Source organism: Mesorhizobium subarcticum (assembly GCF_055456085.1).
The window spans coordinates 1,753,042-1,767,246 of record NZ_CM144237.1 but is presented as its reverse complement, the minus strand read 5'-3'; the positions used below and the strand labels follow the sequence as shown (position 1 = coordinate 1,767,246).

At 63.9% G+C, this 14,205-nt stretch carries 15 protein-coding genes; 9 read left to right on the top strand and 6 right to left on the bottom strand.

Translation table 11 applies throughout. The features are described 5' to 3' along the window. Position 1: 1 nt before the first annotated feature. Positions 2–796, bottom strand: a complete 795-nt coding sequence (locus ACZYHG_RS08545) for a CoA-transferase subunit beta (RefSeq protein ID WP_464613411.1) — start codon at positions 794–796, stop codon at positions 2–4. Next, the gene (locus tag ACZYHG_RS08540; protein WP_464613410.1) at positions 793–1,650 is read right to left on the bottom strand and encodes a CoA transferase subunit A; all 858 of its coding nucleotides are present in this window, start codon (positions 1,648–1,650) and stop codon (positions 793–795) included. Before ACZYHG_RS08540 ends, ACZYHG_RS08545 begins: the two co-directional genes overlap by 4 nt. Positions 1,651–1,766: 116 nt before the next feature. On the opposite strand from ACZYHG_RS08540, the gene ACZYHG_RS08535 reads away from it, so the two are divergent. Next, the gene (locus tag ACZYHG_RS08535; RefSeq protein ID WP_464613409.1) at positions 1,767–2,537 is read left to right on the top strand and encodes an IclR family transcriptional regulator; all 771 of its coding nucleotides are present in this window, start codon (positions 1,767–1,769) and stop codon (positions 2,535–2,537) included. Positions 2,538–2,544: 7 nt separating this feature from the next. On the opposite strand, the gene ACZYHG_RS08530 is transcribed toward ACZYHG_RS08535, so the two are convergent. Genes ACZYHG_RS08530 through ACZYHG_RS08515 form a run of 4 tightly spaced genes read right to left on the bottom strand, consistent with a single transcriptional unit; the run spans position 2,545 to position 7,457 of the window. Further along, positions 2,545–3,846 (bottom strand): NAD(P)/FAD-dependent oxidoreductase, encoded by a 1,302-nt coding sequence (locus tag ACZYHG_RS08530; protein WP_464613408.1) that lies wholly within the window; start codon positions 3,844–3,846, stop codon positions 2,545–2,547. Positions 3,847–3,848: 2 nt separating this feature from the next. Next, the gene (locus ACZYHG_RS08525; protein ID WP_464613407.1) at positions 3,849–5,219 is read right to left on the bottom strand and encodes a glutamine synthetase family protein; all 1,371 of its coding nucleotides are present in this window, start codon (positions 5,217–5,219) and stop codon (positions 3,849–3,851) included. Between the two features lie 5 nt (positions 5,220–5,224). Next, positions 5,225–6,508: a glycosyltransferase gene (locus ACZYHG_RS08520; protein WP_464613406.1), complete on the bottom strand. Its 1,284-nt coding sequence runs from the start codon at positions 6,506–6,508 to the stop codon at positions 5,225–5,227. Between the two features lie 10 nt (positions 6,509–6,518). Next, positions 6,519–7,457 carry a GntR family transcriptional regulator gene (locus tag ACZYHG_RS08515; protein WP_464613405.1) on the bottom strand — a complete coding sequence of 313 codons (939 nt, stop codon included), beginning with the start codon at positions 7,455–7,457 and terminating at the stop codon, positions 6,519–6,521. Between the two features lie 234 nt (positions 7,458–7,691). Here ACZYHG_RS08515 and ACZYHG_RS08510 point away from each other — a divergent pair, with 234 nt between their 5' ends. The 8 genes from ACZYHG_RS08510 to ACZYHG_RS08475 all read left to right on the top strand — a co-directional run bounded on the left by ACZYHG_RS08510 (position 7,692) and on the right by ACZYHG_RS08475 (position 14,177). After that, a complete protein-coding gene (locus ACZYHG_RS08510) occupies positions 7,692–8,756 on the top strand; it encodes a polyamine ABC transporter substrate-binding protein (protein ID WP_464613404.1) in 1,065 nt (354 codons plus the stop codon). Between the two features lie 358 nt (positions 8,757–9,114). Beyond that, the gene (locus ACZYHG_RS08505) at positions 9,115–9,954 is read left to right on the top strand and encodes an ABC transporter permease (RefSeq protein WP_464614648.1); all 840 of its coding nucleotides are present in this window, start codon (positions 9,115–9,117) and stop codon (positions 9,952–9,954) included. Further along, positions 9,947–10,741 carry an ABC transporter permease gene (locus ACZYHG_RS08500; protein WP_464613403.1) on the top strand — a complete coding sequence of 265 codons (795 nt, stop codon included), beginning with the start codon at positions 9,947–9,949 and terminating at the stop codon, positions 10,739–10,741. The genes ACZYHG_RS08505 and ACZYHG_RS08500 overlap by 8 nt, the downstream gene beginning before the upstream one ends. Continuing rightward, positions 10,738–11,811, top strand: coding sequence for an ABC transporter ATP-binding protein (locus ACZYHG_RS08495; RefSeq protein ID WP_464613402.1), 1,074 nt, complete (start codon positions 10,738–10,740; stop codon positions 11,809–11,811). The genes ACZYHG_RS08500 and ACZYHG_RS08495 overlap by 4 nt, the downstream gene beginning before the upstream one ends. Positions 11,812–11,824: 13 nt before the next feature. After that, positions 11,825–13,099 carry a glycosyltransferase gene (locus tag ACZYHG_RS08490; RefSeq protein ID WP_464613401.1) on the top strand — a complete coding sequence of 425 codons (1,275 nt, stop codon included), beginning with the start codon at positions 11,825–11,827 and terminating at the stop codon, positions 13,097–13,099. Next, positions 13,096–13,446, top strand: coding sequence for a cupin domain-containing protein (locus ACZYHG_RS08485; RefSeq protein WP_464613400.1), 351 nt, complete (start codon positions 13,096–13,098; stop codon positions 13,444–13,446). The genes ACZYHG_RS08490 and ACZYHG_RS08485 overlap by 4 nt, the downstream gene beginning before the upstream one ends. Before the next feature lie 22 nt (positions 13,447–13,468). Beyond that, positions 13,469–13,810, top strand: coding sequence for a cupin domain-containing protein (locus tag ACZYHG_RS08480; RefSeq protein WP_464613399.1), 342 nt, complete (start codon positions 13,469–13,471; stop codon positions 13,808–13,810). A gap of 22 nt (positions 13,811–13,832) precedes the next feature. Further along, positions 13,833–14,177: a cupin domain-containing protein gene (locus ACZYHG_RS08475; RefSeq protein ID WP_027059488.1), complete on the top strand. Its 345-nt coding sequence runs from the start codon at positions 13,833–13,835 to the stop codon at positions 14,175–14,177. Positions 14,178–14,205 lie beyond the last annotated feature (28 nt).

Below are 14,205 nucleotides of genomic sequence, written 5' to 3'. Positions count from 1 at the left end.
GTCAGGCAGCTTTCCCTTTTCCGGTTCCTTCATGCGCCGCCTTGGTGCGGGCCTGCAGGTCGCGCAATGTCTTGAGTTCGAGTTCGCTTGGCGGCGGTGTTTCGTCAAGTGCTGCGGCGAACTTGACCACCCAGCCACAGGTCTCCTGCACCTGCTGGCGAGTCACGCCCGGATGCAGCGACACGACCGTGAATTCCTTGGTCGCCGGGTCCGGCCTCCAGATGGCGAGATCGGTGATCAGCAAGGTCGGCCCTGATGTGTCGATGCCAAGCCGCTTGCGATGATCGCCGCCCTCGCCGTGGCCGAAGGAGGTGAAGAAATCGATCTTTTCGACCATGCCGCGTTTGGTCTGCGCCATGGTGATGTAGACCTCCTTCGACGAGGTCGCGATCTCCGGCGCGCCGCCGCCACCGGGCAATCGGGTCTTCGGGTGGAAATAATCGCCGATGACCGTGGTGTTGATGTTGCCGAACTTGTCGAGCTGCGCAGCGCCCAGGAAGCCTATGGAAATGCGGCCGCCCTGCAGCCAGTAGCGGAACATCTCCGGCACCGCGACAGTGGTGACCGCGGTCTCGCACAATTCGCCATCGCCGATCGAGAGCGGCAGCACGTCGGGCGCGGTCCCGATCGTGCCACTCTCATAGATCAAGGTGATGCCAGGCGCATGCGTCAGCCGCGCCACATTGCAGGCGGCGGACGGCGCGCCGATGCCGACAAAGCAGACATCGTCATTCCCCAGCGCGCGGCTGGCGGCGATCGTCATCATCTCGTTGGGGGTGAAGCCCAGCTCACTCATGCCGCTTTCCTCAGATGCTCGACTCGATCAGCGAAATCGTCGGCGCTGCTCTCGATGACGTTTGCCTGCATCCAGGCTTGGAACTTTTCCCGGTCGGCGGCGATCTCGTCCCATTCCAGATAGGCGGCATTGTCGCGCGCGTAATAGCCGTGCGCATAGGACGGATGCGAGCCGCCGGGCACGACCGATATCGCCGCGATGGTCCAGCGCGGCAGCACGGTCAGGTTGGGATGCAGACCGTCGAAATTGTCGACCACTTCCTCGACCGTCACCACGGCGCGCCTAGCCGCCAGCACCGCTTCCTTCTGGATGCCGATGATGCCCTCGACCAGCACATTGCCTTTTTTATCGGCCTTCTGCGCATGGATGAAGGTGACATCGGGCCGGATGGAGGGAACGGCCGCCAGCACCTCGCCGGTGAACGGACAGGTGACCGACTTGATGTTCGGATTGACCGCCGCCAAACCGGCGCCACGATAGCCGCGAAACACCGCGCAGGGCAGACCGGCAGCGCCCGCCTCATAGGCGTTGGCCATGCCGGCGTGACTGTGTTCCTCGACCTCGATCGAGCGCGGGAAACCGTTCTCGATTGCATCGCGGGCGCGCCGCAGCAGGCCGACGCCCGGATTGCCGACATAAGAGAACACGATCTTTTTAGCCATGCCCATGCCGATCATCTGGTCGTAGATCAGGTCCGGCGTCATGCGGATCAGGGTTAGGTCGCGAAATCCCTGGCGGATTGCCTCATGCGCCGCAGCTGTCGGGATCAGATGGGTGAAGCCTTCGAAGGCGACGGAATCGCCATTGTTCAGATTCTCGGCCACGGCCTGTTTGAGCGGCAGGAACTTGACCATTGCATCGGCTCCGCATTCAAAATGTTCGTATTGCGAACATATGTATTCTATGCGATACTTTCTACATTGACAGAACGCACAGAGTCAACCCGGCGAAACGGCCAGGAGGAGGTGAGATGGACGAAGAAGCCCCTTCCCGTGACCATGTCGGCTCGCTCGAGCGCGGCCTTGCCGTCATGGAGATCCTCGCCCGCCATCCCTCAGGCATGACGTTGACCGAGATGGCCGAGGAAGCCGGCCTGACCCGCGCCGGCGCCCGCCGCTTCCTGCTGACTCTTGTCGCCACCGGCTATGCCACGCAGGACGGCCGCGTGTTCTCGCTGTCGCCGCGCCTGCTGACCGTCTCTCGTACCTGGCTCGGCGGCGGCTCGCTGTGGAGCTTTGCCGCCCCCATCATGCGTGCTGTTGCAACGCAGTTGAACGAGGCGTGCTCGGCGGCGATCCTGTCGGGCCACGATGTCGTCTATGTCGCCCGCATCCCCGGTCGCCGCATCCTCAGCGTGTCGCTCGATGTCGGCACCAGGCTGCCGGCCTATTGCACGTCGATGGGCCGCATCCTGCTTGCCGGCCTGACGTCCGGGGAATTGGAGGCATTTCTCAACCAGGCGACCATAGAGAGGCGGACGCCGAAGACGATCGTCGACATTGGGCTGCTTGCCGGCGCCATCGGTAGGGCGAAGGCCGATGGCTTTGCCATCGTCGACGAAGAGCTCGAACTCGGCCTGCGTTCCATCGCCGTGCCGATCCGCGACCGAGCGGAACACACGGTCGCGGCCATCAACGTCTCGACCCAGTCGGCGCGGTTTTCGGTCGCGGAGATGGAGCAGGAAATCCTGCCGGCGCTGCTTGAGGCCCGGCAGCGCATCGAGGATTTCTTTGTGGTTTAGGTCGACCTCAATGCTTGATGCGATCCCGCATCGCGTACCACAGCATGCCCAGCACATAGAGCGGACCACGCAGCGCCGTTCCACCGGGAAACGGCATTGGCGTCAGCGTCGAGAACAGATCGAGCCGTGAGGCATCGCCCGTGATCGCTTCCGCCAGCAGCTTGCCCGACAGCGTCGACAGGATGACGCCCTTGCCGGAATAGCCATGCGCGAAATAGACCTCGCCATAGTGCCCGACATGCGGCAGCCGCGACGTCGTCACCGACACCAGCCCGCCCCAGGCATGATCGATGCGGCAACCCTTGAGCTGTGGAAAGGTGGCTTCCATGTGGGGCCGCACGAAGCCGGCAATGTCGGCCGGCGGCGATGGCGTGTAGCGCTCGCCACCGCCGAACAGCAGGCGGCCATCCGCCGACATGCGGTAGTAGTTGACGACGAAGCGTGTGTCCGACACCGCGACATTGGCCGGGATGACGTTGCGTTTACCTTCCAACGGCTCGGTGGCGACGATGTAGTTGCCGACCGGCATGATGCGGCTGTTGACACGCGGCTCCAGCCCATTGAGCAGCGCATCGCCCGCCAGCACGACATGCTTGGCCTTGACCGAACCCTTTGCTGTCGAGACCCGGATCGAAGGCTCGCGCTCCAGCTTCACAGCCACCGAATTCTCGTGGATGACGACGCCGGCGGCCACGGCCGCGCGGGCAAGGCCGAGCGTGTAGTTCAGCGGATGCATGTGGCCGCCCAGCGGCTCATACATCGCGCCATGGTAAGGTGTGTCGACCTTGGTCCGGGCTTCCGGTGCTGACAGGATCTCGACATCACGGAATTTCATCACGCTTTCGAGGCATTTCGCCTCTTCTTCCAGATCCCTGAGATCGGAGCCGTTGACTGCGCCGACCAGATGGCCGGTCAGCCTGACATCGCAATCAATGGCATGGCGCTCGATGAGGCCGAGCACCAGGCCACGCGCTTCGAAGGCAAGGTCGAACAGCACCTTCGCCCGCTCGGGCCCGTAGAGCTTGACCAGGCCCTTGGCGCCCTTGCGCAGGCCGGGGATCATCTGGCCGCCATTGCGGCCCGAGGCGCCCCAGCCGATCTTGCCACCTTCGAGCAGCACCACCTTCAGGCCGCGCTCGGCGGCATGAAGGGCGGCCGACAGGCCGGTGCAGCCGCCGCCGACGACAACCAGGTCGGCCTCGACATCGCCGACAAGTGCTGGATGGTCCGGCGCCGGATTGGCGGTGGCGACATAGTAGGATTTGCCGATATCGAGACCGGAATTGAAACCCGTTGAACTGGAGGCCATGATCACACCTTCAGCAGCAAATGGTCGCGTTCCCAGCTCGTCACCACGCTCTGGAACAGGTCGAGCTCGACGCTCTTGACGCGCAGATAGGTCTGGAAGAAATCCTCGCCGAGCAATGCCCGCGCCGGTTCGCAAGCGGTGAAGCGGTCGAGCGCCTCCTCCAGGGTCTTCGGCAGCGTGCTCTTGATCTTGTAGGCGTTGCCCGTGGCTTCCGCCGAGCGTGCCAGTTTCTGCTCGACGCCGAGATAGCCGGCGAGAAGCGAGCCGGCGATCGCCAGATAGGGATTGCAATCAGCACCCGGCAGGCGGTTCTCCACCCGTCGCGCGGCGCGGCCACCGGCCGGCACGCGCAAACCACAAGAACGATTGTCATGCGACCACTCGATATTGGCCGGCGCGCTGTGGTTCGGCCTTATGCGGCGGAACGAGTTCACGTTGGGCGCAAACAGCGGCATGATCTCGGGGACATATTTCTGCAGGCCGCCAATGAAATGGCCGAACATCTCCGTGTCGGCGTCATCAGCGCTGGCAAACAGCGCATTGCCCGCCTCGTCGACAACAGACATGTGCAGATGCATCGAGCTGCCGGCCTGGGCCGCGATCGGCTTGGCCATGAAGGTGGCATGCATGCCGCATTGCTGCGCGGCCTGGCGCGTCAGCCGCTTGAACAGCAGCACCTGATCGGCCAGCGTCAGCGCGTCGCCATGCAGCAGATTGATCTCCAGCTGCGCCGTGCCCGATTCATGGATCAGCGTGTCGAGCGGCAGCCCGGCAACGGCGGCATAGTCATAGACGCGGCGGATCACCGGCTCGAACTCTTCCAGCGCCGCCATGTCATAGGGATGCTGCACAGTTTCCGCGCGGCCATTGCTACCGACCGGGGCGGTCAATGGTCTGTCCGGATCGGGATTGGGCGCGGTGAGATAGAATTCAAGCTCCGGCGCCACCACGGCCCGCCAGCCGCGCTGGCGGTAGAGATCGAGCACGGCCCGCAGCACATGACGCGGCGAGGTCATCCATGGCCTGCCGTCCATGTGGAAGGCGTCGGCGAAGACGTAGGCCTTGCCAGCGCCGGCACCCGGCGCCAGGCAGAGCGTCGAGACGTCAGGCACCATGCGCATGTCCGGGTCCGAATAGGCAAAACCCTCGTCGATCGAGCCGGTATAGCGGCCATCGATGCTGACCAGGAAAGCGCTGCTCGGCAGATAGAGCGCGCGGTCTTCCAGCGCCTTGAGGAACTTGGCCGTCGGCAGCGCCTTGCCGCGCGGCACGCCGTTCATGTCAGGCACCAGGCACTCGACTTCGTTGATGCCGTGCTGGGCCAGCCAGGCCTTGGGATCGTTGGAGGCGGTATTCGTGTTTTTGTCAGGCATTTCGTTCAAGTCCGTATCAGAGAGAGTATGGCTTGCGCGGCCACGTCCGTTCCGGGTTGCAGCGCCATCCTGGCTGCATTGTCCCTCAGGCGGGCGCGCATGGCGTCATCGGCCAGCAGGCCGAGAATCGCTCTCTCCAATACTCCTTCGGTCCAGGCATCCCGGCCGATATGGTCGCCGACGCCTGTCTCTCCGGCGCGGCGCGCATTGTCGTGTCCGTCCCAGCAATAGGGCATGATCAGCGACGGCACGCCGAAGCGCAGCGCCTCGCAAAAGCTGTTGTTGCCGCCGTGATGGATGAACAGGTCGGACTTCGCCACCACCGAAGGCTGCGGAAACCAGGAGTCGAGATAGACATTGTCCGGCACCGCGCGGTAGGCATCGCGCAGGCCGCCGACATTGACGATGAAGCGTGCCGGCAGCCTGTCGAAGACGGCGAGCATGCGTTCGATCAGGCCGACATCCATGGCACCGAGACTGCCGAAGGCGACATAAACCAGCGGCCCGGCATTTCGCGGAAACACCGGCACCTCGAAGGGCCCTTCCGACCGCACGCAGCCTTCGAGATAGATGAAGCGCTGGGGGTCGAGCGGCTCGGCCCGTTCGCGCCGCACGATCGCCGGCGTCAACAGCAGATTGAGGTCGGGCGAGCTTTCCAGGAACAGGCCCTTGGGCAATGGCGCCAGGCCGGCATCCGCGCGAAAGCGGTTGAAGCGGTCGTGCGCTGGGGCCGACGCTGTGAGATAGCGCGCCTCAAATGCCGCCCGTTGCGGGTCGTCGGCACCCATCCCCGAGAGGTAGGGTGGCACTTCGGCATCGGGCAACTCCGTCTCGGCGCAGGAGACGACGCGCACCCACGGACAGCCAGCCGTCGCAATCGCGGGGAACATGATGACATTGTCGAGCACCACCGCGTCCGGCTTCAGCCGCGCCAGCAATTGGCGCAAAGGCGCCTCGGCATTGACCGCGGTGTCGACAATCGCTTGCCAGGTCGGCGCGACATAGGTCTCCAGTTGGTCGATCGGGCTCAGCCTGAAATGCGGCAGGTGCCGGCGCACGAAGGCCTGCCAGTAGCTCTGGCGCTCGCTGTCGCTCAGCGGCTCGTCGGTCGGCAGCTGGTATTCCTGGAACCCATAGTCGGCAAAAACACCGGAGAAGCCGGCATGGCAGATAAAGACCGGCCGGGCGCCCCTGGCGCGTAGTGCCTGCGCGATGCCGACGCAATTCAACGCCGCACCGAAGCTTGCTTCGGGAAACAGCGCGATGGTCGGGCTGGCTTTACGCGTCAATTAATCCTCTTCATTCCGGCCGGCTGATCATGCCAAACAGTGCGGGAGCTCCACGGCTGGCCGCTTGCGGTCGCTGGTTGCGGGAGAGCCGCAGGTGGATGCGAAGCAGGTCGGCCGCCACCTCATACTGCCGGCTTTCAAGATGGTCGAGTATGTTCAGGTGTTCCAGCAAGGATTGCCGCAGCCGGAAGACGTTGACACCGCCGTAGATGCCCGGCAGCCGGCGCAGCCTGAGATGATCGGACAGTGCATCGGTGATGAAGCGGTTGGCGCAGCCCTCTGCGATCATGCCATGGAAATCGATGTCCAGCCGCTGGAACTCGCGCGCGTCAAAGACAGCATCAGGCAGCGCCGACAACGCGTCCATGCCCTGGCGCAACGCCGCCGCCCGCGCGCCATCCGGCCGGAAGCCAGGCGTCAGGATCGCCGCGGGCTCAAGCAGCAGCCGGAACTCATAGCTCTCACCTTGCGCCTCCGGATCGTCGGGCGCACGGCGGAAAAGCCAGGACTGGCCGGGCGCGCGGTCCAGCAGATTCTCTTCAGTCAGTTTATTGAGAGCTTTTAGTACCGTCTTTCGCTCGGCGCTGTACCGTCGCATCAACCCTGCGGCGGTCACTGTCTGGCCCAATCGCCGCGCTGACCGGTCGCGGAGGATCGCCTCGGCGAGTTCGTCCTCCTCCGCAGCGGGCAATTCGGTGGCAATTGCCGACTGCGCGGCAAGGTCGACAGCCAGATGATAGCCGGTATCGGCCTCCCAGCGCACGACACCCCGTTCGGCGAGCAGGCTGAGCGCCGCCCTGACGGGCGTGCGGGAGACATTGCAGAGCGAGGCAATCTGCTGCTCGGGCAGCCGGGCGCCGGGCTCGAAGCCGCGCTGGCGCGCCACATCGAGGATGCGCTGCGCCAGATCGAGATGATTGGTGCGAGGTCGTCGGGCTGCGGCTTGCATGACTGGTCTCGGGTGGCGGACATGACCTTATTGGTTTGACCGATCGCCGGCGCGGACGCAATCAGCCAGATTCCTCGGTCGATTGGCAGATTATGGATTGACGTACTTTTTTCTGCAATAGTACTGTCTGTGCAATCGGCGAGAAAAGACCGAGGGAACAGGATCGAGAGCTGCGGCATGGGCCGCGCCGGATCCAGCACAGAATTCGACGATCAACCGGAATGGGAGTCTGCCATGACCGCTACCAGCCCGCGGCGCCGTGCGCTCAAGGTTTCTTCAATCGCTCTCGGCCTTGCCCTCGCGCTGTCGGCGCCGACTGATGCCGCCGACCTCGTCATCTCCAACTGGGACGGCTACATGGCCCCCGACGCCATGGCTTCCTTCAAGACCGCGACCGGCGTCTCCGGCGAGGTGGTGGTGCACGCCACCAATGAAGAGATCATGGGCAAGCTGATCGCCGCCGGCGGCAAGGGCTATGACGTGGTCTTCGTTTCCTCGCCCTTTGCCGAAGTCCTGAACAAGCTCGGCCTGACCGAGCCGATCGACCACGCCAAAATCCCCAATCTCGCCAACCTCTACACCGAAGCGACCAAGCTGCCGCACGATGTCGGCAATACTTTCTCCGTGCCCTACACCTGGGGCACGACGGGCCTCTGCTACCGCTCGGACCTGATCAAAACGGCGCCGACGAGCTGGAGCGATCTGCTCGCGCCTTCCGACGAGTTGAAGGGCAAGACCACCATGCTGGCAACCGATCGCTGGCTGCTGGCCGCCGGGCAGCTCGACAAGGGCTTTTCCGTCAACGAGACCGATCCGGCCAAGATGGCCGAGGTCAAGGACCTCTTGATCTCCGCCAAGAAGACCCTGCTCGCCTATGACGACACCACCTTCTATTCGAAGCTGGTTTCCGGCGAGGCGCTGATGGTGCAGGCCTGGGACGGCTGGTGCAATTACGGCATCGCCGAGAAGCCGGAGATCAAATACGTCATCCCCAAGGAAGGTTCGGACCTATGGGTCGACACGATGGTGGTGATGAAGGCATCCGAGCACAAGGACGACGCCTTCAAGTTCATCAACTTCATGCTGGACGCCAAGAACCACGCCTGGGCGGCGCAGAACATCGACTACAAGGTGCCGAACAAGCCGGCCATGGAGAGCCTGCCGGCCGATTTTCTGGCAAAGTTCCCCAACATGGCGATGCCGGTCGCCGACCTCGTCAAGTTCGAGCAGCTGCGCGACGTCGGCGACGCCCAGCGCGACTATTCCAAGATCGTCAGCGAGATCAAGGCCGCGCAGTAAGCGGAAGCTCCAACAGCATCCTGGAAGCAAGCTTGCGTTCCGTGTCGCCCCCCTCTGGCCTGCCGGCCATCTCCCCCTCAAGGGGGGAGATTTGCTGGATCGCGGCCTGTCGCCAATCTTCAGCGCAGCGCCCCCTCATCCGGCCGCTTCGCGGCCACCTTCTCCCCGGCGGGGAGAAGAGGAAAGCGTCGGCGCTGGCCACCTCCTCTCCCCTCGGGGAGAGGTCGGATTGCCTCGAATTGCCCTTCGCAATTCGGATGGCAATCCAGGTGAGGGGGCAACTGCCGAGACACCATTTCGATGCAGTTGAGATCGGCAGGGGTGCGGCATGACGCGAACCTCCCGTTCCTCCCTGTTGATGGCCCCGGCGCTGGTCTGGCTGACCGCGCTGATGGTGGTGCCGTGCGCGCTGGTGCTGGCGCTGGCCTTCTTCCGGCGCGGCATCTATGGCGGCATCGACTACACTTTCACGCTGGAGAATTTCGGGCTGGTCTTCGATCCGCTCTATGCCGGCATTTTCCTCAATTCGGCGCGCATTGCCGGCACCGCCACGCTGATCGCGGTGGTGATCGGCTATGCCGCCGCATACGCTATCGCGGCGGCACCGCGCCGGTGGCAGCCGGTGTTCCTGTTCTTTGCCGTGCTGCCGTTCTGGTCCAACTATCTGATCCGCACCTATGCCTGGATCGTGCTGCTCAACCGCGAGGGCCTGATCACCCAGCTCCTGCGCTGGTTCGGCTACACCGGCGAGCCGCCGTCGATGCTCTATACGGAAGGCGCGGTCATCGCCGGCCTCGTCTATAACTACCTGCCCTTCGTCATCCTCGCCTGTTACGCGCCGCTGTCGCGCCTCAACCCCGAACTCGCCGAGGCCTCGCGCGACCTCGGCGCTTCCGCCGCCACGACATTTCGCCGTGTCATCCTGCCGCTGACCGTGCCCGGCATCGCTGCCGGCGCCGTCTTCGTCTTCGTGCTGTCGATCGGCAATTTCGTCACGCCGGCGCTGCTCGGCGGCGGCCGCTTCCAGATGATCGGCAATCTCGTCTACGACCAGTTCCTGACCGCCAATGACTGGCCGTTCGGAGCCGCTCTCGCCATGGCGCTGATCGCCATCATGCTTCTCGTGCTGATGGCGCAGGCCCTGGCCGCCAACCGCGCATCGGGGCGGGCGCAGGCTGCGGGAGACGCCGATGGCTGAGCGCTCCCCTACGACGCGGCGCACGCTCTGGATCGTGCTCATTCTCGTCTTCGCCTTCCTCTACATCCCGATCGCCGTGCTGGTGGCGCTGTCGTTCAATGAAGGCGGACTGCCGACCGCATGGTCAGGCTTTTCGCTGAAATGGTATGTCTCGCTAGCCCACAATTCCGCGATCCTGTCCGCCGCGCTCAACACGCTGATCGTGGCTGTCGTTTCGACGGCCATCGCCACGCTGCTCGGCACGCTGCTGGCCATCGGCGTCGAGATGCGCCGGCAATATGGCAAGGGGCTCGAAGCCCTGATCTTCGCGCCGATGATCATTCCCGACATCGTGCTGGCCATCGCGCTGCTGTCGTTCTTTTCCATGCTCAATTTGACCATGGGCCTGCACACCATCATCCTCGCCCATGTCGTCTTCAACCTCGCCTTCGTCTGCTCGGTGGTGCGGGCTCGGCTGAAGAGTTTCGACTGGTCGATCGTCGAGGCCTCCGCCGATCTAGGCGCCTCCGCGCTCACCACCTTCCGGCGCGTGACATTGCCGGTCATCGCGCCAGCGGTGATCGCCGGCGCGCTGCTTGCCTTCACGCTGTCGGTCGACGAGTTCATCATCGCCTTCTTCACCGCTGGTGCCGGCCGCGCCTCGACCACGCTGCCGATGCAGATCTACGCCATGATCCGCTTCGGCATCACGCCGGAGATCAACGCGCTGGCGACCATCGTCATGGCGGTCTCGATCACCGCGCTGACGCTGTCGCAGCGGCTTAACAGGGGGATGATTGGCCAATGAGCGAACCGCGCACGCTGCTGGCCATCGATCATGTGTCGAAGAAGTTCGGCCGCGTCACCGCCGTCGACGGCATCTCGCTCGACATCCGCGAGAACGAGTTCTTCGCTTTGCTCGGCCCGTCCGGCTGCGGCAAGACCACACTGCTGCGCATGCTGGCCGGCTTCGAGACACCGAATGACGGGCGCATCCTGCTCGATGGCCGCGACATCGCCAAAACCCCGCCCAACAAGCGGCCGGTCAATCTGATGTTCCAGTCCTACGCGCTGTTCCCGCATATGAGCGTCCGCGCCAATGTCTCCTATGGCCTCGAAATGGAGCGACTGCCGGCGGCCGAAATCCGCTCCCGCGTCGACGCCATTCTGGCAACCACCGAACTCGTCCCCTTCGCCGACCGCAAGCCCGAGCAATTGTCCGGCGGCCAGAAGCAACGTGTCGCGCTTGCCCGCGCGCTGGTCAAGCGGCCCCGGCTGCTGCTGCTCGACGAGCCGCTCGGCGCGCTCGACAAGAAACTGCGCGGCGCCATGCAATTGGAGCTGAAGCGCCTGCAGCATGAGGTTGGTATCACCTTCGTCATCGTCACCCATGACCAGGAAGAATCGCTGGTCATGGCCGACCGGATGGCAGTGCTGAAGGACGGCAAGCTGCTGCAATGCGACACGCCGCACGCGATCTACGAACATCCCGCCGATCGTTTTGTCGCCGACTTCATAGGCGTGATGAATTTCGTGCCGGGCAAGGCGTCAGCCGACGGCGTGATCGCCGCGAATGGCGCAGGCATTACTGGCAAGGTCCCCGCCACACTCACATCGGGTGCATCGGCCGTGGCCTCTGTGCGGCCCGAACGCATCCGGCTGTTCCCGTCGCCCGAGACCGCGAACCGCACCGCCGGCACGGTCGAGGCACTGGCGTACCACGGGCTCGACCTGCAGCTGCATGTCCGCACACCGCTGTCGCCAAAGCCGTTCCTGGTGCGCGTCACATCAGACGCCGCTGACCGCCGGCCGGTCTCGTCGGGCGACCCGGTCGAACTCGGCTGGGACGCCGCCGATGTCAGAATTTTCGCAGAATGAGAGGAGAAGCCTGATGGCGCAGAAGACGATCGCCTTTTTCCCGGAAGCCGCCTACGGCCCGGCGCTCAATTCCGTCGGCATCGCGCAAGCCGTCGAGGCCCGTGGCCACAAGGCCGTGTTCCTGTCCGATCCCGGCTTCGTCGAGGTCTACCGCGGCTATGGCTTCGAGGCGCATCCGGTGAACCTGTCCGAACCGATGCCGCCCGAGCAGATGGCCAAGTTCTGGGAAGACTTCATCAACGGCCACATCCCCAACTTCCGCAAATCGCCCTACGACCAGGTCGACAATTATGTGAAGGATTGCTGGACGGCGATCGTCGACAGCGCCAAATGGGCGCAGAAGGACCTGCCGCGCGTCCTGGCCGCCATCAAGCCGGATGTCATCTGCGTCGACAACGTCATCCTGTTTCCGGCGATCAAGCAGTTCGGCAAGCCGTGGGTGCGTGTCATCTCCTGCTCGGAAAACGAGATCGAGGACGAGGACATCCCACCGCATCTCTCAGGCTGCGGCGAGAACGATCATGCCGGCCACCAGCGCTACCGCGACCGCTTCAACGCGGTGATCAAGCCGATCCATGACGACTTCAATGCGTTTCTCACCGCCAACAACGAGGCGCCCTATCCGGTCGGCCAGTTCTTCGAGGCCTCGCCCTATCTGAACCTGCTGCTCTATCCCGAGGCCGCAAAGTTCAAGCGCCGCCATCCGCTCGATCCGGCAAAGTTCCAGTATCTCGAAGGCTGCGTGCGGCAGGAGAAACCTTACGCGGTGCCGACCTTCGCGAAGAACAATGATGGGCCGCTGCTCTATGTCTCCTTCGGCAGCCTCGGTGCCGGCGATGTCGAGCTGTTGAAGCGCATCATCGCCACGCTGGGCAAGACGCGCTACCGCGCGCTGGTCAATGTCGGCGGCTACAAGGACCAGTACACGGATGTGCCCGGTAACGTCATCGTCGAGAGCTGGTTCCCGCAGCCTTCGGTGATCCCGCAGGTCGACGCCGTGATCCACCATGGCGGCAACAACTCGTTCACCGAGTGCCTCTATTTCGGCAAACCGGCCATCATCATGCCCTATGTCTGGGACGGCCACGACAACGCGACCCGCGTCGAGGAAACCGGCCACGGCTTCGGCATGCCGCGCTACGACTGGAACGATGCCGAGCTGGTCGCCAGGATCGAGACCTCCCTGACTGATCCCCGGATGAAGGCCAAGCTGGCGAAGACCTCGGCGCAGATGCACGCGCAGAACGGGCCGGAAAAGGCGGCGGGTTTGTTAGAGGCGCTGCTGTGACCCCCTCCGCCACGCACCTCTACCAAGCATCCACCCGCACCGATCTCGTCGACTGGGGCGCCCAGCCTGACGCACTGGACGGCGCCTCGCATTCCACCGGCAAACTCGTGCACAAGGGCCCGAACAACCAGCCGGAATCCGGCATATGGGTGTGCACACCGGGCCGCTGGCATCTCTCGATCCCGCGCGATGAACTCTGCCATTTCGTTTCCGGCCGTGCGACCTACCGGTCGGATGTCAGCGAAGTGATAGAAGTGTCGGCCGGCACCGTGGTCATGTTCCCCGCCGGCTGGACGGGCGAATGCACTGTTCACGAGACCATGCGCAACGTCTACATGCTGGCGTGACCTAGCAAATCAGGAGCAAGACATGTCGACACCGCATTGGCCTGGCGCCTCGAACGTGGAACTGGAGGATTGGGGCGCGGGCGCCAACACGCTCGCCGGCGCGCCGCGCGCATCGGGCAGGATCCTCTCGAAAAACCCGGACGGATCGAGCGAATGCGGCCTGTGGTCCTGCACGCCAGGGACCCGCAAGGTGACCTTTGCCGTCGATGAATTTTGCCACTTCCTGTCGGGTCACGGCAGCTATGTCCATGAGAATGGCGAACAGATTCCGGTCGAAGCCGGCACGCTCGTGTTCTTCCCCGCCGGCTGGACCGGTATCTCCATCATCACGCAAACGCTGACCAAGGCCTTCATGTGCCGGTGAGCACTATTTCAAGGAAATCCCTATGACCACCCCCATCATGCAATCCCCGCTCGCCATTACCGACCTCGTCGACTGGGGCGTCATCCCGACCATGATCGAGGGTGAGTCCCACACGTCGGGCAAGCTGCTCTACAAGGGGCCTGAAGGCCGCTCGGAATGCGGGCTGTGGGTCTGCACGCCAGGCAAATGGCACTGCCACGTCACCCGCGACGAGTTCTGCCACTTCCTCGAAGGCCGCTGCACCTATGTCCATGAATCCGGCGAAGTCATCGAGATCGAGCCGGACACGGCGGCCTTCTTTCCGCAGGACTGGAAAGGCGTCTGCACCGTCCATGAGACGATCAAGAAGGTCTACATGATCCGCTGAGCCTTCTCGATCAGTCTTCAAGGAGGAC